An 18,457-nucleotide genomic window follows, 5' to 3' on the forward strand; every position below is an offset into this window, starting at 1 on the left:
GGCGACTTCGCTGCGCAGCGTAACCACGGCTCCCCAGGCTGGGGGCATGAACCATGAATCGACTCAAGTAATGGCGCCTGTACGCCAGTTCGGAATCCAGCTCTCCGCTACGCGCAGGGGCGCCCGCCTCGCCCGGCTCCTGGCCGTCGAGCAGCTCCGGACCTGGGATCTGGGGGCCGTCGCGGAGAACGCCGCCCACGTCGTCGCCGAGCTCGCCGCCAACGCGGTGACCCACGGTCGCGTCCCCGGACGGGACTTCCACCTGGCGCTCTCGGCGACGGCGACCACGCTCCGTATCGAGGTGACCGACACCCGGGGCGACCGCGTCCCGGTCCTGAGGGGTACGGGCGTGGCCGAGTCGGGGCGGGGGCTGCTGCTCGTCGAGGCGCTCGCGGACCAGTGGGGAGTGTCGTCGGGGCCCGTGCCGCGCAAGACGGTCTGGGCGGTGATCGGGCTCCCGTGAGGCCGTTCCCGCCGCGTAGCGGGGGGCCGCGACGCGGCGGGCCACGACGCGGCGGGCCACGACGCGGCGGGCCACGACGGAAAAGCTTTAAAGAAACCGGGGGAAAGTACCCACCCCACCCCTCCAGCCTCCCCGTCGATCACCGGTCACTCACACGGGTGATCTGTGCCAACTGGGCTGGATTTGGGACCGGTTGCCTGGCATATGCTCTCGCCGACCCCAGACAGACGTCGGCCCTCGACGGGACTAGCGATCCCGACCGAGGGCCTGACCAACGAGGAAGTAGTCGCTTCCCCGATGGCTTACCAGCAGGAAGTAGTCGCTTCCCGATGGCTTATCAGCAGCCTAGCGCGACCCCACGTGCCGCCGGACTCATTCACGTCAATGTCCGCCACACGACCGGCTACACGGTCGTCGGCAACCACCTCGCCCAGCACCACGAGCTCTCACTGCTGGCGATCGGACTCGCCGTCCACATCCAGTCGCTGCCCGCCGGGGCCTCCGTCGGCATCAAGGCCATCGCCGACCGTTTCCCGGAGGGAGAGCTGCGTGTCGCCGCCGCCATGCGCGAGCTGGAGGCGGCGGGTTACCTGAAGCGCTTCAACGAGCGTCTGCCCAACGGGCGGCTGGTTCCGCGCACGGTCTCGTACAACCGACCAGGGGCTGAACCGGAGCCCCCGCCGGAGACGCCACCCACGCCACCGGTGCCGCCCCCGCCCCCGCCCCCGCCGCCCCCGGCTCCGCGCCCGGCCCCGGCCCCGGCGCCCAAACTTCCCCCGCCGCCCCCGCCGGCGCTTCCCCAGGCGCACCGCCCCGCCGCCGAACTCCTCGCCGGGCTGCGCCTGCACGAGCCCCGGCTTCTCCTCGCCGAGCGGGACGTCCGACGCCTCGCCCCCGGCGTCACCGCCTGGTTCGAGCGCGGTGCCCACCCCGACGCCGTCCGCCGCACCCTCTCCGCCTGCCTCCCCGACCAGCTCAGAAGCCCGGCCGGGCTCGTCGCCCACAGACTCACGGCCCTGCTGCCGCCACCCCTACCCGCCCGGCCACCGACCCCCGACCCCTTCCAGACCTGCGAAGACTGCGACCGGGCCTTCCGCTCTCCGGAGCCCGGCCGCTGCCGCGACTGCGAAGCCGAACGAAGAGAGGCCGCCTAGTGCCGCATCAGGCAACGTTCGCCCCAACCCAGCTCCGGGGAAACGGTCTGACCCACCCGTAGTAAGAGTTGTCGGTGGCGGCTGCCAAGCTGGCGCCGATAACTCCGCTCGCAGTGATCAACTGGGGTCCCGATGCCTGATGAACAATCCGGGTCTGTGCTGTCCTCGGTCAGCTTCGACGCCGCGTGGTGCGCCACCGACCTCGGCGAGTACCGCGCCTGCCGTTACACCTATGAGCGCTACCCGTACGAGAGCCTGCCGCCGCTCGACTCCAGCCAGTTCACAGGAGCTTTCCAGTGGCTCGGTGGCACCCAAGGCCACGACCCTGAGCAGGTCGCGAAGCTCAACGACTTGGCGGGGAGTCTGGCGGCCCGGAGCCTGTCTCTGCCGCAGGACTTCGTCGCTTTCCAGACCAGCGCGAATCTGTACGGCTCGCTGGACGAGGCCTCGGTGACTGGCTGCTGGACCGACATCTCGCAACCACTACCCAGCCCGGTCGAGCCTGGTTCCTTCCTCGTGCGGTTCCTGCGCGATCAGCAGGACTGCGTCATCTGGTACCTCTACCTCCGCTCCTCCGGCGAGGTGTTCGTGGTGCACTCCCACCTCGACTACGAGTACGAGTTCGAGGCCCAACGTGACAGGGAGGAGACAGAGGCTGACCTCGATGATGTGGAGGAGCAGACGGCCGCGATCCTCTGGTGTGCACCGTCGTTCGAGGAGTTCGCCCATCGCTTCTGGATCGAGAACCGTCTTTGGCATGCGGTCAACGGCGGCGACCTATCCCAGCTCGAACCGCAGTTGCGTAACTACTTGCATCACTACGCACCACCTGAGGTTTCCGCATGACGGCATATCAGGGCCCGCGCTACGCCCCCCGCAAGGACTTCGTCTACGGCGAGGACGTCACCATCGCCGACTGGACGATCTCGACCGAGGATCTGCCCCAGTACCCCTGACCACCTACTGGGACCTGGCACCGCGGGCGGCCCTGTGGGTACGCCCGTGCAAGCGCCCTCGAAGGTCGTTTTCGTCCAATGCGGGAGGAGGTCATCTCCGGGAGCAAGGCGGGAGCCGCCGCCGGAGCGGCGCTCGCTGCCAGGAAGGGCTACGGCGTCCGGATCTCCTCCTGTCCCCCTGACCCCGCACCCAGCGGAGCCCTTCGTTCCCACTCACGGAGGACTCATGGCAGGCTCATGCCACCATCGAGCCCAGGAGGAGTCATACACCAGCGTTTCTGGGCGACCGTTGCGGTCGCCCTCGCCCTTGTGATCTCAGGCATCGCCCCCGCCGCCGCCGACGAGGCGCCACCCGTCGTCACCGGTGCCGTCTTCAACAACCCGAAGGGAACGGCGGCCGAGCAGGACGCCGTGAAGAACCACATCATCCAGGCCATCGGCCGCACCCAAGGGGATCGCACCCTGCGGGCGGCCCTGTACGTCATGCAGGACCAGGACTTCACCGATGCCCTGGTCGCCGCGCACCTGCGCGGCGTCAACGTCCGCGTGGTCCTGGACCACAAGTCCGTCGAATCGCCCACCCCGGCACCCGCGCAGAACCTGATCGCCGCCCTGGGGACCGACAGGTCCCAGCGCTCCTGGGTTCAGGTGTGCACCGCAGGCGGCGCCTGCATCGCGGCCGGCGGCACCAACCCGATCAACCACAACAAGTTCTTCACCTTCTCCCGCGTCGGCGATGAGGGCGTCGCCGAGGACGTGGTCATCCAGAGCTCCGCCAACCAGACGGCGTCGGCCACCACCCGGCAGTGGAACAACGCGTACACCGTGGTCGGCAACACCGCCCTCTACACGGCGTACACCGACTACTTCAACGATCTCGCCGCGATGAGCAAGACGAGCGACTACTACCGGACGGGCGAAGCCGGCGACGCGAAGTACTACTTCTTCCCGCAGCAGAGCGGCGACATCGTGCTCGGCTTCCTGAACAACGTCTCCTGCACCGGGAACACGACCACCGGCACGACCTCCCACAAGACCATCGTGCGGATCGCCGCGTGGGCCCTGCACCGGGACGAGATCGCTACCAAGCTGCGCTCGCTGGCCGACCAGGACTGCTGGATCGAGATCGTCTACAAGGACTCCAACGATCTCGCGACGCTGCAGGGCCACCCCCGCATCAAGCCCTACCGCCTCGACGCCGGCGGCTACTTCGTCCACTCCAAGTACCTGCTCGTCGAGGGCAACTACGCGGGCCACCCGGACACGAAGTGGACCTTCACCGGCTCGCATAACCTGGACACCTCCTCCCTGCGGGAGAACGACGAGGCACTGATCCGCCTCGCCGGCGCGGCGGCACACGATGCCTACAAGGCGAACTTCCTCTCCATGCGGGCCGAGGCGGTCCTGCAGTGATCTTCTAAGGCAGCAGGATCAGCTTGCCGCGCGCATGGCCCGATTCGCTGAGTTCCTGGGCCCGGGCCGCTTCCTTCAACGGCAGGGCTTCCGCGACGCGGACCGTCAGGGCGCCTTCAACCGACAGGCCGGCGTGGGTGGTCAGCCAGGTGCGGGCGATCTCCGGGGGGACCGTGACGCCGGTGAAGACGATGCCGTGCTCCTCCGCGTCCACGGCCGCGATCGTGACGATGCGGTCCTTGGCGCCGCCCGTCAGCTCGATCGAGACCGGCAGCGTGTCGTGGCCCGCCGCGTCGAAGACCGCGTCGACGCCCTGGGGCGCGGCCGCGCGGACCCGATCGGCGAGGCCGTCGCCGTACGTCACCGGGATCGCGCCCAGTGAGCGCAGGTACGCGTGGTTGGGCTCCGAGGCGGTGCCGATCACCGTCACTCCTGCCGCCACCGCGAGCTGGACGGCCACCGAGCCGACCACGCCCGCCGCGCCGTGCAGGAGCAGGGTCTCGCCCCGCCCCACCCCGAGCAGCTCCAGGACCCGCTGCGCGGTCTCGCCGGCCACCGGGATGCTCGCGGCCTGCTCCCAGGTCAGTCCGGCCGGCTTGGGGGCGAAGACCTCGGCCAGGGCGTACTCGGCGTAGGCGCCGGTCGTCGTCCAGCCGAACACCTCGTCGCCGACCGCGACACCCGTGACGTCGGGGCCCAGCGCGTCCACCGTTCCGGCGAACTCCAGGCCGGGCACGGCGGGGAACGTCGTCGGGTAGAACGCCTCGACCCAGCCGTAACGGCGCTTGTGGTCGAGGGGGTTGACGCCGACCGCCGCCACCTTCACCCGCACCGCGCCGGCGCCGGGCTCGGGCACGGCCACCCCTGCCTCCTGACGCAGGACCTCCGGACCGCCGAACTCCTCGTACGTGATCGCTTCCATCTCGGCCTCCGTGGGCTCTCGTTGAACGCTCGCTGCTTCGATGGGACAAGCCTGCGATCACCACCCCCTCCGCTCCGCCCTCCCAACGGCCAGTACCACCTGGCCAAAAGGACAGCCGCCCCGCCCGGCCCCCTGACTACGCTGAGCGCATGGACGCGACGACGCTGACCACCGCGTACGAGATCATCCGGCAGCCGCTCGGGGAGATCCTGCCCCGCCTCTCGGCCGCCCTCGCGCCCCTGATCCCGCACCGGGGAGCCGCCGAACTCTCCACCCACTGCGCCCACTCGCCGTTCAAGACCGTCGGCGAGACCGAGCTGCTCGTCGCGGCCGAACTCACCACGATGCTGACGTCCGGCACCCCCGGAAGCCCGTGGCAGGGACGGGCCACGATCGGCGGCAGGGAGCGCGAGGTCGTCGCCGTCACCAGCGACGCGACAGCACGCCGTTCCGTCCTGGTCCTCGTCCGGGAGGACGGCTCCGCGCGCGTCGACGAGGACGGGCTCGCCGTGGCGCAAGGGCTCTGGGACCTGGTGACCAGCCACTTCGACCGGTTCGCGGTGGAGGCGATGCCGGGGGCGCTGGCGCGTTCGCGCGCGGCGGCCGACACCCGGGCACGGGTCGTCGCGGAGCTGTCGACGGCCCACGCGGCCGCCGTCTCCGGGGTGCTCGGGGTGCTGCGCAGCCGGGCGCTGGACGACTCGACGGCCCGGGCGACCGCCACCGACCTCGCGGCCTCCGCGCTGATCGAGATGCGTGCCGCGACCAAGCGGGACCGGGCGATCGCCGAGGAACCGGCCTCGGATGCCTTCGCCCGGCTCTCCGACGAACTGCGGCCGATGCTCCGGCACACCCCGGTGCGGCTCGAACTCGGCCCGCCGGGCTCCGAGCGTTCCCTCGCGGCGGACGTGGCGCACAGCGCGCGGGCCATCGTGCGGGCGCTGCTCCTGGTGGTTCTGGAGCAGGACTCCGTGCGCCGGGTCCACGTCGGCTGGCAGCTCACCGAGCACGAACTGCGGGCGACCGTCCGGGACGACGGGTCGGGCGCGCTCGAAGGCTGCGACCTGGGGGCGGGCAGCGTCACCGACCGGCTGGAGGTGCTGGGCGGACATCTGGACATGGAAGCGGTCCAGGGCTGGGGCACGACCATGACGGCCGTGATCCCGCTCGCCACCCCGGACGCTCCGCACGGTGGAGCGAACCCGCTCACCGACCTCGGCGAACGCGAACTGGAGGTCCTCACCCACCTCGCGCTCGGCCACCGCAACCGGCAGATCGCCCAGGAGCTCCACATCAGCGAGTCGACGGTGAAGTTCCACGTCGCCAAGATCCTTACGAAGCTGGGGGTGGGGTCGCGCGGGGAGGCGGCGGCGCTGTTCCACAGGGCGGCGTGACGGGACGCGCCCTGACGGGACGCGGCGTAGCGGGGCCCTGTCAGTGGTGGGTGCCAGACTCGCACCCATGAGCGAGAGGTGGGCGCTGGCGGGTGAGGCGGAGGGGGATGGAGCGCTGCTCGTCCCGCTCGGTCCCGACGGGCTGCCCGCCGGGCCGGTCGTCCGCGAGCCGGACCTCGTCGAGGCCGTCCGCTCCCGGCCCGGCGTCGCGCGCTGGGTGTGGCGGTCGACGACCGAGGTGTATCCACGGCTCCTCGCCGCCGGCGTCCGCGTCGAGCGGTGCTACGACATCGAGGTCGCCGAGCAGCTCCTCCTCGGCCACGAGGGGCGCCTCGGGGAGCCCAGGTCCGCGGCGGCCGCCCTCGCTCGGCTGCGGAACGCGCCCGTGCCGCCCGATCCGCCGCAGCGGGCCGCCGAGCCCGGCTCTCAGGACTCCCTCTTCGAGGCCAGACCCAGCGCCACGGCCGTTCGTTTCGAGGACCTCCTCGCCGTCTACGCGGAGCAGCACCGCCGCCACGACCTGGCCGAGCACCCGGGGCGGATGCGGCTGCTCACGGCCGCCGAGTCGGCGGGGATGCTCGTCGCCGCGGAGATGCACAGGTCCGGGCTCCCGTGGCGGGCGGATGTGCACCGGGAGGTGCTGCACGAGCTGCTGGGCGAGCGGTACGCGGGAGGAGGAGAGCCACGCCGGCTCGCCGAGCTCGCCGACGAGGTCTCGGCCGCCTTCGGCCGACGCGTCCGCCCCGACCTGCCCGCCGACGTCGTCAAGGCCTTCGCCCAGGCCGGCATCCGGGTGCGGTCCACGCGCCGTTGGGAGCTGGAGGAGCTCGACCATCCGGCGGTGGCGCCGCTCGTCGCCTACAAGAAGCTGTACCGGATCTGGACGGCCCACGGCTGGTCCTGGCTCCAGGACTGGGTGCGCGACGGCCGCTTCCGCCCCGAGTACCTGCCCGGGGGCACGGTCAGCGGCCGCTGGACCACCAACGGCGGGGGCGCGCTGCAGATCCCCAAGGTCATCCGGCGGGCCGTCGTCGCCGACGAGGGCTGGCGGCTGGTGGTCGCCGACGCCGACCAGATGGAGCCCCGGGTGCTGGCCGCGATCTCCCGCGACCCGGGCCTGATGGAGGTCGCCGGACACCCGGACGACCTGTACACCCGGCTGTCGGACCGCGCGTTCTCCGGCGACCGCGACCACGCCAAGCTGGCGCTGCTCGGCGCGATCTACGGCCAGACCAGCGGTGACGGCCTGAAGAACCTGGCTGCGCTGCGCCGTCGCTTTCCCCGGGCGGTGGCCTATGTGGACGACGCGGCCAAGGCCGGCGAGGAGGGCCGGCTCGTACGGACCTGGCTCGGCCGGACCAGTCCGCGCGCGGTCGGCGCCGGCGAGGACGAGGAGGCGGGGATCCCGCAGGAGGGCGGCGAGGCTGTCGTGGCGGAGGACGGGTTCACGCCCGGGTACGCCTCCAGCAACGCGCGGGCGCGCGGGCGGTTCACCCGTAACTTCGTGGTGCAGGGCAGCGCCGCGGACTGGGCGCTGCTGATGCTGGCCGCGCTGCGGCGCGCCACCGCGGGGATGCGGGCCGAGCTGGTCTTCTTCCAGCACGACGAGGTGATCGTGCACTGTCCGGCGGAGGAGGCGGAGGCGGTCACGGAGGCGATCCGCGCGGCGGGGGACGAGGCGGGCCGGATCGCGTTCGGCCGGACTCCGGTGCGCTTTCCGTTCACGACGGCGACGGTGGAGCGGTACGCGGACGCGAAGTAGCGGCCGGCCGGGCGCGCCAGGGACGCGATGCGGCGGCGGGTCATGCCACGCGCGAAGGCGGCGGCGGCCGGGCCCCCGCCGGAGTCCGGCCGCCGCCGCCGGATTCGGCGCCCCTATTTCGCTTGGATCTTCGCCCACCTGGCGTCGAGGACGATCGCCTTGAGCTGGGCCATCGTCAGCGCGGGCTCGGCGCGTGTCGCCTTCGCGTCCTGCGCGCCCGCGTTGAACGCGGAGACCACGACCCGGAAGCCGTCCCTGTCCATGGTGTCGGCCTTCCACCAGACGACACCCGCACCGCCCTTCTCACCCTGCTGCTGGGTCAGCTTCAGGAATCCCCCGTCGGGCAGCGTGGTGGAGCCGCTGCAGTACAGCGTGCAGGACTCGTCCCCCATGTCGTGCTGGACGTTGACCTCAATCAGGCTCTTGCCCTTGCCGTCGTCGACGACCACGTACGCGTACTGGCCGTCACCGCCCTTGGAGGTCACCTTCAGGCCCTCGGGCAGCAGCGCGCGCAGTGTGGCCGCCACTTCTGCGCCGTTCGGCTCCGGCGGTGCGGTGTCGGTACCAGGCCCGGGCTTGTCGTCCTTCCGCGCCGGCAGCTTCTTGAGCAGTGGCCGCCAGTCGTCGGCCGTGACCAGCGTCTTCATCACGGAAGGTGCGAAGGGCGGATTCGTACGGCTGGTCGCCCGGCCCTGCGCGGCGGGCGCGTTGTACTCGCTCGCGTCGACCAGGAAACCGTCCTCGGTCAGCAGGACCGCCCGCCAGTTCTTGGTCTCCACGGTCTTGTCCGCGTACTCGTACCCCTGGAACACCATCAGCCGGTCGCCGTTCGACAGCGTCTCGGTGGTACAGGTGTCGTACCGGACGTAGGTCTTGGGCGGGCACGTCACCTGCTCCGCGGCGGCGTTCTCGTCGGCCGGCGCCCGGCCGAGGGCGACGGAGACCTCCGCCTTGCCCTTGCCGTCGTCGTAGACGCCCGTGACGCTCCGTCCCGTGTCCTTGTGGGTGATGGTCCAGTCCCCGGCCGGCGTGTTCGCCTTGAGCGCGGCGGCCAGGTCCTTGGCCACGATCGGAGCCGTCGCTCCGCGTCCGTCGGCCGGTACGGCCTTGTCCCGGGCGCTCTTGTCCTGGCCGCCCTCACCCTGCTGCGGATTCGGCGCGGCGGCGGAGGAGCCCTCGGCTCCCCCGCCGCCCAAGCCCAGCAGATCACCGCCGTACGCGCCGCCGACGGCCACCACCGCGAGCGCCAGCACGCTGCCGGTGACCGCGCCCAGGCGACGCCGCACCACGCGGCTCCGCCCGCGGGCCAGCCCGCCGGCCACCAGCTCGCGGCCGTCGTCCGTGGCGAAGCCGTCACCGGTGCGGCGCAGGGCCGCGCCGAGTTCCTCCTCGAAGCGTTCGTGTCCCTCGTTCAGGGGCATGCCGAATCACCGTCTCCGATCCATGGGTGAAAGAAGGTCCAGAAGTTCTGAAGTGCCTGGTCAGCGGTGTGCGAACTCGGTGATGCTGCCGCCGAGCCGTTCCCTGAGCCGGCCGAGCGCACGCACCGAGCGCGTGCGTACCGCGGCGGAGCTCACCTGCAGTGCGTCGGCGGTCTCCTCGATGCTGCGGTCCTCCCAGTACCGCAGCACCACCACCGCCCGGTCCTTGGGCGCCAGCGCGGCCAGCGCGTCGAGCAGGGCGATCCGCAGCGCCGGGTCGTCCCCGGTCTCCGGGGCCCGGTCGGGCAGCTCACCAAGAGGGCGTTCGGTCGCGGAGCGTCGCCTCTGGTGACTGAGAAAGGTGCGGACGAGGACGGTATGCGCGTACGCGGCGGGGTTGCCGATCCGCTGGACGCGGCCCCACACCGCGTACATCCGGCCCAGCGTCTCCTGCACCAGGTCCTCGGCGAGATGGGTGTCGCCGCTGGTCAGCAGGCATGCGGACCGGAACAGGTGCCCCGTCCTCGCGGAGGCGAACTCCAGGAACTCGTCCGCGCGGGCCTGTCTCATGCCCCTCCCCCGTTGCCGTCGTCCTTCACCTCATTGACGCGGTGGGCGCGCGGAAATGTTTCACACGAGTTCGAGCGGCCCGAAATGTCCCATCGCGGCCGAAAGGGGGTATCCCTGAAGCATGAACGCTTTTCTCTTGGATTCCGCGGAGGTCACCACGGCAGCCGGAGTCTGGCAGTCGGGGATGGCCCAGGTTCTCGGTGGCCTGATCCTGGTCGCCGTACTGATGGGTGCGTTCTGGCTGGGGATGAGGGTCAGGGACAAGGAGTCCCCGACGCCCAAGCCCGAGGAGCATCCGCACCGGCCGGAAGGCGGCCTTCCCGGCGAGACGTCCGAGTACCGCAGGCCCCACGAGATGCCCCAGACCGACGGCGAGCACCGGCTCATGCCGTACGAGCTCAAGGACGGCGGCGAGACCTCGCCCGACCCGCCCAGTGAGGAGAAGCGCAAGTGGGGCGGGATCTCCAGCGGCGGCTTCGGCAGCGGCGGACCGGGGCACGGCGACTGAGCGCCGATCGTTCGGGGCTCGAACAGTGACGCCACGCCTCACGGAGGTTGCGACAGGTGGTCGATCACACGCTGAATCATGACGGTCACGCGTCCCTGGCGGACCGCTTCGAGGAGCACAGGCCCCGGCTGCGGGCGGTCGCGCACCGGCTCCTCGGCTCGCTCGGCAAGGCGGACGACGCCGTGAAGGAGGCCGAGCTGCGGCTGAGCCGCACCGGCCCCGAGCACAGCGAAGAGGACATCGCCGATCCGGGCGCCCGGCTGACCGCGGCGGTCGCCCGGGTCTGTCTGCGCATGCTGCGCTCCCGCGAATCGCGGCGCGAGGACCCCTGGGACCCGTGGGGCGCGGGCGGGCCCGGGCAGGGCACCGACCCCGAGGAGCGGGCGCTGCTCGGGGTCCTGGACGCGCTCACACCCGCCGAGCGGGTGGCGTTCGTGCTCCACGACATGTTCGAGGTGTCCTTCGAGGAGATCGCGCCGATCGTGGAGCGCACCCCGGCCGCCGCCCGGCAGCTGGCCGCCCGGGCGAGGCGGCGGGTGCAGGGCACGGAGGAGATGCCGGAACCGGACCTGGCACACCAGCGCGAGGTCGTCTCCGCCGTCCTCGCCGCGTCACGCGGCGGCAGGATCGACGCGCTGCTCGCGCTCCTCGACCCCGATGCGGTGCTGCGGGCGGACGCGGAGGCGATACGGAACGGGGCGACCACCGCGCACGGGGCCCAGGCGGTGGCGGAGGGCCTGGCCGACCGGGCGCGTTCGGCGCGGGTCGCGCTGGTGGACGGCGCGGCGGGCCTGGTGTGGGCCCCGGCCGGCACCCCGAGGTCGGTGCTCACCTTCACGGTCCTCGACGCCCATGTCACGGCCGTCGACATCCTGATGGACTCGCGCCACCTCGACCGGCTGAACGTGGAGTTCCTGCCCGAGTGAGCCTCCCGGGGTGCCGCCTTACGACGACGTGGACCCGGCGCCCTTCACCCCCGCCGGCTGCGGAGGCCCGGACACGTGCCCCACCTGCCCGGGAAGGTCGCGTCGGCTTCTCACCGGGGACAGGAACACCGGCAGGAAGGCGGTCGCCAGCAGTGCGCCGCCCACCCACATCGTGGGGTGGATGCCCACCAGCTCGCCGAGGAGGCCCGCCGTTGCGGCGCCGATCGCGAGCGCTCCCGTGAGCAGGAAACGGAAGGTCGCGTTCATGCGGCCGAGCATCGCGTCCGGGGTCATCCGCTGGCGCAGGCTCACGCCCAGGACGTTGTCGACGCCCGTCTTGAACATCGCCAGCAGCCACCCCGCGCCCGCGAGCCACAGCCAGGGGCCGTGGCCGATGAGCGGGACCAGCAGTCCGGCCGGGGCCAGTACGAGACCCGCGAGCCCCAGGGTGCGGCCGAAGCCGAGGCGGGCCGCCACCGCCCGCGCGCAGCGGGAGCCGAGCAGAAGGCCGAGGCCACCGGCCGCCCAGTAGACGCCGAGGACACCGGCGGAGAGCCCGAGTTCGCGGACGAAGAGCACCGGCATCATCGTGTTGAGGATCTGCGAGCCGAGGTTGGTGAGCGCCGCGCCCAGGGCGAGTGCCCGTAGCTCCCTGTTCCCGAGGACGTGCCGTACGCCCGCCGCGATCTGGGCGCGCAGCGGCTCCCGCGCCCGGACGGCCGCCGCTGCGGCGGAGACCGCCGGCCCCTCCTTCGGCGGCCCGCTCAGCCGGTCCCCCGCATCCTCCTTCAGCCACAACAGCCGTACCGCCGAGCCCAGATGGCTCACCGCCGCCCCCGCCACCGCCACCGGCGCCGTGAGCAGTTGGACAAGGCCGCCGCCCGCACCGCGCCCGGTGACGTTGGTGACGGCCATCAGGCTGACCATGGCCGCGTTGGCCTGGACGAGACCGTCCCGGCCGACGAAGCGGGGCAGGATGCTCTGCCCCGCGATGTCGTAGAAGACCATCGCGCAGCCGCTGAGCAGGACGACGGCGTAGAGCTGGGCGAGGGTCAGGGCGTCGCACCACCAGGCGAGGGGCACCGAGGCGAAGAGCAGTCCCCGGGCCGTGTCCGCCGCGATCAGGACGCGTCGCTGGGGCAGCCGGTCCACCCAGGCTCCGGCGGGGAGGCCGATGAGCAGAAAGGCCAGGGTGGCGAGCGTGGCGAGCGCTCCGACCTCGCCGGGGCTCGCGTCCAGGGCCTCGACGGCGATCAGCGGGACGGCGACGTAACCGACGTTCGTACCGAGGTGGCTGAGGACGGCCGCCGAGAACAGCGTACGGAAGTCGGGCACGCGCCAGGGTGAGTCGGATCGCATGTCAGCGAACCTCCCCCACCCCGACGCGTCGGCACAAGCGAGTAGTTCTCCAGCGATGCTTTAGCGGCGCTACATCGACGTTCGGGTGGCCGCCCCGGCCGCCCAACGGGCCAGCGCCTCCTGCCGACCGCCACCCGCCGCCGTCAGCTCGCCGAGGAACCGCGCGACCTCCGCCTCGCCGCACACGACCCCGACGGTCCGGCAGCCGCGTGTGAGGACGACCGTGCCGTCGCTGCGGAGCTCGTACCCGAAGTGCCGGACGGGGCTCACCTCTTGGCCCCGATCGGCTGCTTGCGATCCCCCACCTGCTGCTCCGGCATCAACACCGGCGAGGCGTCCCCGACTCCCAGGAGGCGCAGCAGCGGGCCCGCCATCGCCGTGGTCACCAGGGCCATGAGCACCATGCCGGTGAACAGCTCCGGCCCGATCAGGCCCAGGTCCCGGCCGATCCCGAGGATCACGATCTCCGTGAGGCCCCGGGTGTTCATCAGCGTCCCGAACGCGCCCGCGTCCCGCCAGCTCATCCCGGAGAGCCGCGCCGGGATCGCGGCGCCGGCGAACTTCCCGACCACCGCGGTCACCAGGATCAGCAGCAGGGCGAGCAGCCCGGACCAGCCGAGTCCGCCGATGTCGACGGAGAGACCGGTGATGACGAAGAAGACCGGGAGCAGCAGACCGGCCGCCTTCTCCAGCGGCGCACCGATCTGCTGGTGCAGCCGCGGGGCGTCCTCGCGAGGCATGACAAGGCCGAAGGCGAAGGCGCCGAAGATGGCGTGGATGCCGATCCAGGTCGTGGCGTACGAGGAGAGCAGCACACCGGCCACGATCAGGACGAGCCGTACGCCGGTCTCCTGCCGGCCTCCGGCCGCGCGGCGCAGCGCCCGGTGCAGCAGGGGCCGTACGACGAGGGCCATGGCCGCCGCGTAGGCGATGGTCAGGGCGATGACGGTGAACAGCCCGCCCATGCCGGCGGCCGTGCCACTCGCACCACCCGTGCCACCGGCCCCCGCGAGCGCCACCACCAGGACCAGCACGCACCAGGCGACCACGTCGCCCGCAGCCGCACATGCCATCGCCGTCGTGCCGACGCGGGTGTGGCCGAGCCGCCGGTCCCGGATGATGCGGGCCAGGACCGGGAACGCGGTGATGGAGAACGCGGTCGCCATGTAGAGCACGAACATGTCCGAGCCGACCCCGTCGGGCGCCGTCGAGCGGTACAGCAGCGCCGCCGCCCCGGCGCCCACCACGAACGGAACGGCCATGGCGAGGACGGCCGTCGAGCCCACCGACCTGATCCGGCCGCGCAGCACGCCCAGGTCCAGCTCCCAGCCGGCCAGGAACATGAAGAGCGCGAGGCCCAGCTGCGCGAGGGCCGAGAGGCCCGGCCGGGCCTCGGGCGGAAACAGCAGGTCGGGCAGATCGCCGGGCAGCAGCCCCAGCAGGCTGGGGCCGAGCATCAGACCGGCCGCGATCTCCGCGACCACCGGCGGCTGGTGCAGCCGCCGGCCCAGCCGGACCATCACGGCGCCCACGACCAGGACGATCGCGACGTCGGCCAGGACGATCGCGTCCACCGGCAGTCCTTCGGACGCTGCCATCACACCTCTCTTCCTCTCGTCTCGACGGGTACTAGATCAGGACCCGGCCGGCGGCCGTCTCCCGGGTGTCGCGGGACTTGCGCAGGTCACGGGTGATGATCGCCTTCTGCAGCCAGCGGTCGGTGCCGTCGTAGCGGGCGGTGAACGCCTTGCGGCCGTGCACGGCGAGGTAGTTGTCGACGACGAGCAGCGTGCCCGCCTCGACGACCACGTCGCGGGTCGCCGCCTCCAGCTCCCGTACGAGTTCCTTGAGCGCCTGCTCGGCCGCCGCGTCGCCCTCCACACAGCGCATGAAGAAGGGGTCGATCCGCAGATACGGCGAGTCGGGAGCGCCGAACAGGACCGCCACCGGCTCCGGGGTCTCGCGCATCGCCCGCATCCGCAACAGACCCGGGTGGTTCGGCTGCTGGGCGGCGAGCTGCCGCAGGTGCTCGTCGTCGGGAAGAATGTAGAACCGCGGTTCCCCGAGGACCCTGCGCGTTTCCGCGCTCAGCGTCACATCCCGTATGGAGGCGACGGTCGTCGGAACTCGGTCATGGTTTCGGATTCCGAACAGGGCCAGATAGTCGCAGCGATAGGGGTGGAACCCGTCCTCGGTGTGCCATTCGAGCAGGACGTCGCTGCCGTGACCGCTCTGCTCGTTCTCCTCGCCGGCGATCGGCAGCACATTCTGGATCATTCTTCCGGACTGCAGAGTCGGCCAGCTGAAGACTTCCCCGAGACACTTGCCGATCAAGGAAAGGAAGAGTTCTTCACGCCGGGTGCGCAGCGACGCGGCGGCTTCCGCCCAGTTCCGCGGAGTGGGCCCCACGGCGCTGTCGTCGACCGCGAATCCCCTGATCTTGAACGCCGCGGCCGGGTCGTCGCGCCGGAACTCCGCGAGGAACTTCCGCACGCCCACCGGGAGTCGCGCGGCGAGCTCCCAGGCATCGTCGTGGAAGTGCGGGTCGCCCGGGTCACAGCCCGCCTCGCCCAGCTCGGCGATCAACGCGTCCAGCTGGGCGACTTCGTCGGCGGACAGGTCGTAGTGGAGTACACCCTGGTCAGTGGTCACGGAATTCGCCCTCTCTGGCGTGTGGGTGTCGGGGGCCGGGGATCCGGCCTTCAGTCCCAGCCCCAGCTGTCGCCGCCGTCGCCGTTCGGGCCGGGGGTGGCGGCGGTCGTGCCGGCCGCCGGGGCGGACGCGACCTCGTGGGTCTGCGCCGCCTGCGCGGTGGTGGCCCCCAGGACCGTCGTCGTCACGGCCGCGGCGCACGAGATCAGGTAGACGAATGCCTTGCTTCGCATTTTCCCGTCCGATTCCATCGAAGTGACCTGAGTGAATTGCTCAATTCCGCAGGCGAGCCGGTGAGCCGGCCATTGTGTGGCTGTCGGTCGGCGGCCGCCGCTGAGTAATCTGCCAGGGGCCGAACGGGCGCTACAAGAAGTTCGGATGGCACCATGGTGCAGTGGCTGCAAGTGGCCAGATCCGCCTCGGGGATGGTGCTCGGACCACCGTCAGAACGCCTTGCGGTGTTTCCCGCCACGCTTGCGTTCGTACATCTCCCGACCGGCCGCCTCCCGGCGTTTCCACTCCCGGCTCAGTTCCGCGCGCAGCCGTGCGTCGGTGCGTGAGGCGATCCAGGCGCTCTCGCGCAGGAGTTTGCGATAGCTCTCGAATCGGCGGTGCGAGAGCGTGCCGTCCTCGACCGCCGCGAGCACCGCGCAGTCCGGCTCGGCATGGTGCTCGCAGTCGTGGAAGCGGCAGTGCGCGGCCAGCTCCTCGATCTCGGCGAACACCTGGGAGAGCCCCTCGTTGGCCTCCCACAGGCCCACCCCGCGCAGCCCGGGGGTGTCGATCAGCAGTCCGCCGCGCGGCAGGAGCAGCAGATCGCGGGTCGTGGTGGTGTGCCGTCCCTTGCCGTCGCTGCCCCGGACCGGACCCGACTCCTGCTCCTCTTCGCCGAGCAGGGCGTTGACGAGCGTGGACTTGCCCACGCCCGATTGGCCGAGCAACGCCGAGGTATGGTCCGCGAGTTCGGCGGCGAGGGCGTCGAGGCCGGCGCCGCTGACCGCGCTGACGGGGAACACCGCGGCCCCCGGGCCCGCCTGCTCCACGTCGCTGACGAGATGGGTGATGTCGGGGACCAGGTCCGTCTTGGTGAGGACGACGACGGGCTGGGCGCCGCTGGACCAGGCCAGCGAGAGGAAGCGCTCCAGTCGGCCCAGGTCGAGTTCGACGGCCAGCGAGACCGCGATCACGGCCAGGTCGATGTTGGCCGCCAGGACCTGGCCCTCGGAGCGGGCGGAGGAGGTCGAACGGGTGAAGCGGGTACGACGGGGCAGCAGCGCCCGGACGACGGGGCCGCTCGCGGGTGCGGTGTCGACCGCGGCCCAGTCGCCGGTACAGGGGGTGTCGCGCGGGTCGGAGCCGAGGACCGGCTCGGTGTCCGCCCGTACCGTACGGACGGCCGCCTCGCCGCCCGTCTCCTGCCCCACCTCGCCCTCCGCGACGACGAGTTCGCAGCGCCCGCGGTCCACGCGCACGACCCGGCCGGGCCGGAGACCCGTCCCCTCGTACGGCGCGAACGCGTGCGCCCAGTCGGAGTCCCATCCATAGGCCGGGAGCGTCACACGCGTCATCGGGGCCCTCTCGGTCGTGACGGATCGGGGTCATTCTCGGCACCCCGCCCCGCGAGGGTCGCCCGGCGCACCGACGTCGCGGTGAGCATCAGCCCGCCGCTGACCAGAAATCCCCCTTCGAAGGCGGTCGTCCGTACGCCGTCGACCAGCGGTCCTTCGACATGCAGGCGAGCGGTGAAGCTTTCCGTGCGCGGCCGGAAGGCGACGGTGGCCTCCTTGAAGTCCAGCCACCTCCCGGTCAACGGGAACCACGCCTTGAAGACACTCTCCTTGGCGCTGAACAGGGCCCGGTCCCAGTGGACGTCCGGCCGCACCGCCGCCAGATCGGCGAGATGCGCCCGCTCCTCCGCACTGCTCACCATGGACAGCACGCCGGTGCCGTCGAGCGGACCGTGCGGTTCGGCGTCGATGCCGAGGGCCGCCAGGTCCGCCGCCCGCGCGACGGCGGCGGCCCGGTAGCCGGTGCAGTGCGTGATGCTGCCGACGAACCCGTCCGGCCAGACGGGAGCGCGGGAGGAGTCGTACGGGAGGGGCGCCGGCGGGACGCCGAGCCGCCCGAGCGCTCGCCGTGCACAGGCCCGAGCGGTGGTGAACTCCCGGCGCCGCGCGGGCACGGCGCCGGGGAGGAGATGCTCCTCCCCGGGGAAGGGGACGGGTTCCCCGGCCGGGTCGCCGAACGCCTCCGCGGTCGCGACCGGTCGGGGCAGGAGTCCCTCGATCATCTACCCCGCCCGCTTCGTCCCGCCGGGCCCGGCGCGGAGCCCGGCCTCGGCCTCCGCCGGGACCCCGGCCTCCCACCACGCGATGTGCCGGTCGATCGGCGAGATCGGCATGACGGACTTGAACATGTCGTTCTCGACATTGGCGAGCCGGGCGTCGTACGGCTTGCCCACGGCCGTGAACGCCCGGTGGATGCGCTGCCTGCGCTTGTCGATCGCCTCCGCGTTCCGTTCGAAGGTGGAGGCGGGCTGGAGCAGGAAGTACGTGTGCCGGCTGCCGTGGTTGTAGCGCGGCGAGTGCTCCGGATAGCAGGGGGCGAACGAGACGACGAAGAACCGCTCGCCCTCGATCATGGCGTACCAGGTCTCGTCCGGCTCCGGTGTGTCCTGGATGTAGACGCTCGGCCAGAGCGCGCAGAGCGTCTCGAAGAACCGCTTCGTCAGCCGGGTCAGGGAATCCAGGGTCGCCCCGAGGGTCTCGTCCTCGAAGGTGATCACCATGCCGTCGAGCTCCGCGTCTCGCGCCGTACGGAAGAAGTCGGCGATGGCGGCACGGTGTTCTCTCAGCTCCCGCTCGACGTCGGCCGTGGTGACGGTGAGGGCCGGCCCCATCTTCGAGGGCTTGGCGAAGGGACAGAGGGTCTTCTGGACGATCTCGTCGAAGCTCATG

The 18,457-nt window shown here is 71.7% G+C and carries 19 protein-coding genes and 1 pseudogene; 9 read left to right on the forward strand and 11 right to left on the reverse strand.

The genetic code is table 11. The features are described 5' to 3' along the window. Positions 1 to 46 precede the first annotated feature (46 nt). From ACFC0D_RS05065 to ACFC0D_RS05085, 5 genes and pseudogenes are all read left to right on the forward strand, one after another. Positions 47 to 463, forward strand: a complete 417-nt coding sequence (locus tag ACFC0D_RS05065) for an ATP-binding protein (RefSeq protein ID WP_376431124.1) — start codon at positions 47 to 49, stop codon at positions 461 to 463. A 329-nt stretch (positions 464 to 792) separates the two neighbouring features. Beyond that, on the forward strand, positions 793 to 1,617 hold the full coding sequence (locus tag ACFC0D_RS05070) for a helix-turn-helix domain-containing protein (RefSeq protein ID WP_376431126.1): 825 nt from the start codon (positions 793 to 795) through the stop codon (positions 1,615 to 1,617). A gap of 156 nt (positions 1,618 to 1,773) precedes the next feature. Further along, positions 1,774 to 2,463 (forward strand): hypothetical protein, encoded by a 690-nt coding sequence (locus tag ACFC0D_RS05075; RefSeq protein ID WP_376431128.1) that lies wholly within the window; start codon positions 1,774 to 1,776, stop codon positions 2,461 to 2,463. Positions 2,464 to 2,471: 8 nt separating this feature from the next. Then, a pseudogene (locus ACFC0D_RS05080) lies at positions 2,472 to 2,573 on the forward strand (Uma2 family endonuclease); the annotation flags it as partial. Positions 2,574 to 2,882: 309 nt separating this feature from the next. Continuing rightward, on the forward strand, positions 2,883 to 3,986 hold the full coding sequence (locus ACFC0D_RS05085) for a phosphatidylserine/phosphatidylglycerophosphate/cardiolipin synthase family protein (protein ID WP_376431130.1): 1,104 nt from the start codon (positions 2,883 to 2,885) through the stop codon (positions 3,984 to 3,986). Positions 3,987 to 3,990: 4 nt separating this feature from the next. Here ACFC0D_RS05085 and ACFC0D_RS05090 read toward each other — a convergent pair whose 3' ends face one another. Continuing rightward, the gene (locus ACFC0D_RS05090; RefSeq protein WP_376431132.1) at positions 3,991 to 4,908 is read right to left on the reverse strand and encodes an NADP-dependent oxidoreductase; all 918 of its coding nucleotides are present in this window, start codon (positions 4,906 to 4,908) and stop codon (positions 3,991 to 3,993) included. A gap of 149 nt (positions 4,909 to 5,057) precedes the next feature. Between ACFC0D_RS05090 and ACFC0D_RS05095 the strand changes: the two genes are divergently transcribed. Beyond that, positions 5,058 to 6,302 (forward strand): LuxR C-terminal-related transcriptional regulator, encoded by a 1,245-nt coding sequence (locus tag ACFC0D_RS05095; RefSeq protein WP_376431134.1) that lies wholly within the window; start codon positions 5,058 to 5,060, stop codon positions 6,300 to 6,302. 67 nt (positions 6,303 to 6,369) lie between these two features. Beyond that, on the forward strand, positions 6,370 to 8,064 hold the full coding sequence (locus tag ACFC0D_RS05100) for a bifunctional 3'-5' exonuclease/DNA polymerase (protein ID WP_376431136.1): 1,695 nt from the start codon (positions 6,370 to 6,372) through the stop codon (positions 8,062 to 8,064). A gap of 113 nt (positions 8,065 to 8,177) precedes the next feature. On the opposite strand, the gene ACFC0D_RS05105 is transcribed toward ACFC0D_RS05100, so the two are convergent. After that, on the reverse strand, positions 8,178 to 9,485 hold the full coding sequence (locus tag ACFC0D_RS05105; protein ID WP_376431138.1) for a hypothetical protein: 1,308 nt from the start codon (positions 9,483 to 9,485) through the stop codon (positions 8,178 to 8,180). 60 nt (positions 9,486 to 9,545) lie between these two features. Next, complete coding sequence (locus tag ACFC0D_RS05110) at positions 9,546 to 10,055, reverse strand: SigE family RNA polymerase sigma factor (RefSeq protein ID WP_376431141.1); 510 nt, start codon at positions 10,053 to 10,055, stop codon at positions 9,546 to 9,548. 121 nt (positions 10,056 to 10,176) lie between these two features. Between ACFC0D_RS05110 and ACFC0D_RS05115 the strand changes: the two genes are divergently transcribed. Then, a complete protein-coding gene (locus tag ACFC0D_RS05115; protein ID WP_376431143.1) occupies positions 10,177 to 10,563 on the forward strand; it encodes a DUF6479 family protein in 387 nt (128 codons plus the stop codon). A gap of 56 nt (positions 10,564 to 10,619) precedes the next feature. Then, a complete protein-coding gene (locus ACFC0D_RS05120) occupies positions 10,620 to 11,489 on the forward strand; it encodes a sigma factor-like helix-turn-helix DNA-binding protein (protein ID WP_376431145.1) in 870 nt (289 codons plus the stop codon). Between the two features lie 18 nt (positions 11,490 to 11,507). On the opposite strand, the gene ACFC0D_RS05125 is transcribed toward ACFC0D_RS05120, so the two are convergent. The 8 genes from ACFC0D_RS05125 to ACFC0D_RS05160 all read right to left on the reverse strand — a co-directional run bounded on the left by ACFC0D_RS05125 (position 11,508) and on the right by ACFC0D_RS05160 (position 18,456). Then, positions 11,508 to 12,848 carry an MFS transporter gene (locus ACFC0D_RS05125; protein WP_376431147.1) on the reverse strand — a complete coding sequence of 447 codons (1,341 nt, stop codon included), beginning with the start codon at positions 12,846 to 12,848 and terminating at the stop codon, positions 11,508 to 11,510. A 69-nt stretch (positions 12,849 to 12,917) separates the two neighbouring features. After that, a complete protein-coding gene (locus tag ACFC0D_RS05130) occupies positions 12,918 to 13,118 on the reverse strand; it encodes a hypothetical protein (protein WP_376431149.1) in 201 nt (66 codons plus the stop codon). Continuing rightward, positions 13,115 to 14,446, reverse strand: a complete 1,332-nt coding sequence (locus tag ACFC0D_RS05135) for a cation:proton antiporter (RefSeq protein WP_376431151.1) — start codon at positions 14,444 to 14,446, stop codon at positions 13,115 to 13,117. The genes ACFC0D_RS05130 and ACFC0D_RS05135 overlap by 4 nt, the downstream gene beginning before the upstream one ends. A 31-nt stretch (positions 14,447 to 14,477) precedes the next feature. Then, positions 14,478 to 15,500 carry a guanitoxin biosynthesis L-enduracididine beta-hydroxylase GntD gene (gene gntD, locus ACFC0D_RS05140; RefSeq protein WP_376431153.1) on the reverse strand — a complete coding sequence of 341 codons (1,023 nt, stop codon included), beginning with the start codon at positions 15,498 to 15,500 and terminating at the stop codon, positions 14,478 to 14,480. Positions 15,501 to 15,550: 50 nt separating this feature from the next. Continuing rightward, positions 15,551 to 15,733: a hypothetical protein gene (locus tag ACFC0D_RS05145; protein ID WP_376431155.1), complete on the reverse strand. Its 183-nt coding sequence runs from the start codon at positions 15,731 to 15,733 to the stop codon at positions 15,551 to 15,553. A gap of 210 nt (positions 15,734 to 15,943) precedes the next feature. Beyond that, a complete protein-coding gene (gene rsgA, locus ACFC0D_RS05150; protein ID WP_376431157.1) occupies positions 15,944 to 17,068 on the reverse strand; it encodes a ribosome small subunit-dependent GTPase A in 1,125 nt (374 codons plus the stop codon). Further along, a complete protein-coding gene (locus tag ACFC0D_RS05155) occupies positions 17,065 to 17,790 on the reverse strand; it encodes a 4'-phosphopantetheinyl transferase (RefSeq protein WP_376431159.1) in 726 nt (241 codons plus the stop codon). The genes rsgA and ACFC0D_RS05155 overlap by 4 nt, the downstream gene beginning before the upstream one ends. Beyond that, positions 17,791 to 18,456: a YqcI/YcgG family protein gene (locus ACFC0D_RS05160; protein ID WP_376431161.1), complete on the reverse strand. Its 666-nt coding sequence runs from the start codon at positions 18,454 to 18,456 to the stop codon at positions 17,791 to 17,793. It abuts the gene before it with no gap. Position 18,457: the final 1 nt, after the last annotated feature.

Source organism: Streptomyces sp. NPDC056222 (assembly GCF_042264065.1).
Lineage (GTDB): Bacteria > Actinomycetota > Actinomycetes > Streptomycetales > Streptomycetaceae > Streptomyces.

Coding starts and splice junctions, on each gene's coding strand:
- ACFC0D_RS05065 (WP_376431124.1), top strand. CDS start 47: ATGAACCATGAATCGACTCAAGTAATGGCGCCTGTACGCCAGTTCGGA.
- ACFC0D_RS05070 (WP_376431126.1), top strand. CDS start 793: ATGGCTTATCAGCAGCCTAGCGCGACCCCACGTGCCGCCGGACTCATT.
- ACFC0D_RS05090 (WP_376431132.1), bottom strand. CDS start 4,908: ATGGAAGCGATCACGTACGAGGAGTTCGGCGGTCCGGAGGTCCTGCGT.
- ACFC0D_RS05095 (WP_376431134.1), top strand. CDS start 5,058: ATGGACGCGACGACGCTGACCACCGCGTACGAGATCATCCGGCAGCCG.
- ACFC0D_RS05100 (WP_376431136.1), top strand. CDS start 6,370: ATGAGCGAGAGGTGGGCGCTGGCGGGTGAGGCGGAGGGGGATGGAGCG.
- ACFC0D_RS05105 (WP_376431138.1), bottom strand. CDS start 9,485: ATGCCCCTGAACGAGGGACACGAACGCTTCGAGGAGGAACTCGGCGCG.
- ACFC0D_RS05110 (WP_376431141.1), bottom strand. CDS start 10,055: ATGAGACAGGCCCGCGCGGACGAGTTCCTGGAGTTCGCCTCCGCGAGG.
- ACFC0D_RS05115 (WP_376431143.1), top strand. CDS start 10,177: ATGAACGCTTTTCTCTTGGATTCCGCGGAGGTCACCACGGCAGCCGGA.
- ACFC0D_RS05125 (WP_376431147.1), bottom strand. CDS start 12,848: ATGCGATCCGACTCACCCTGGCGCGTGCCCGACTTCCGTACGCTGTTC.
- ACFC0D_RS05135 (WP_376431151.1), bottom strand. CDS start 14,446: ATGGCAGCGTCCGAAGGACTGCCGGTGGACGCGATCGTCCTGGCCGAC.
- ACFC0D_RS05145 (WP_376431155.1), bottom strand. CDS start 15,733: ATGCGAAGCAAGGCATTCGTCTACCTGATCTCGTGCGCCGCGGCCGTG.
- rsgA (WP_376431157.1), bottom strand. CDS start 17,068: ATGACGCGTGTGACGCTCCCGGCCTATGGATGGGACTCCGACTGGGCG.
- ACFC0D_RS05155 (WP_376431159.1), bottom strand. CDS start 17,790: ATGATCGAGGGACTCCTGCCCCGACCGGTCGCGACCGCGGAGGCGTTC.
- ACFC0D_RS05160 (WP_376431161.1), bottom strand. CDS start 18,456: ATGAGCTTCGACGAGATCGTCCAGAAGACCCTCTGTCCCTTCGCCAAG.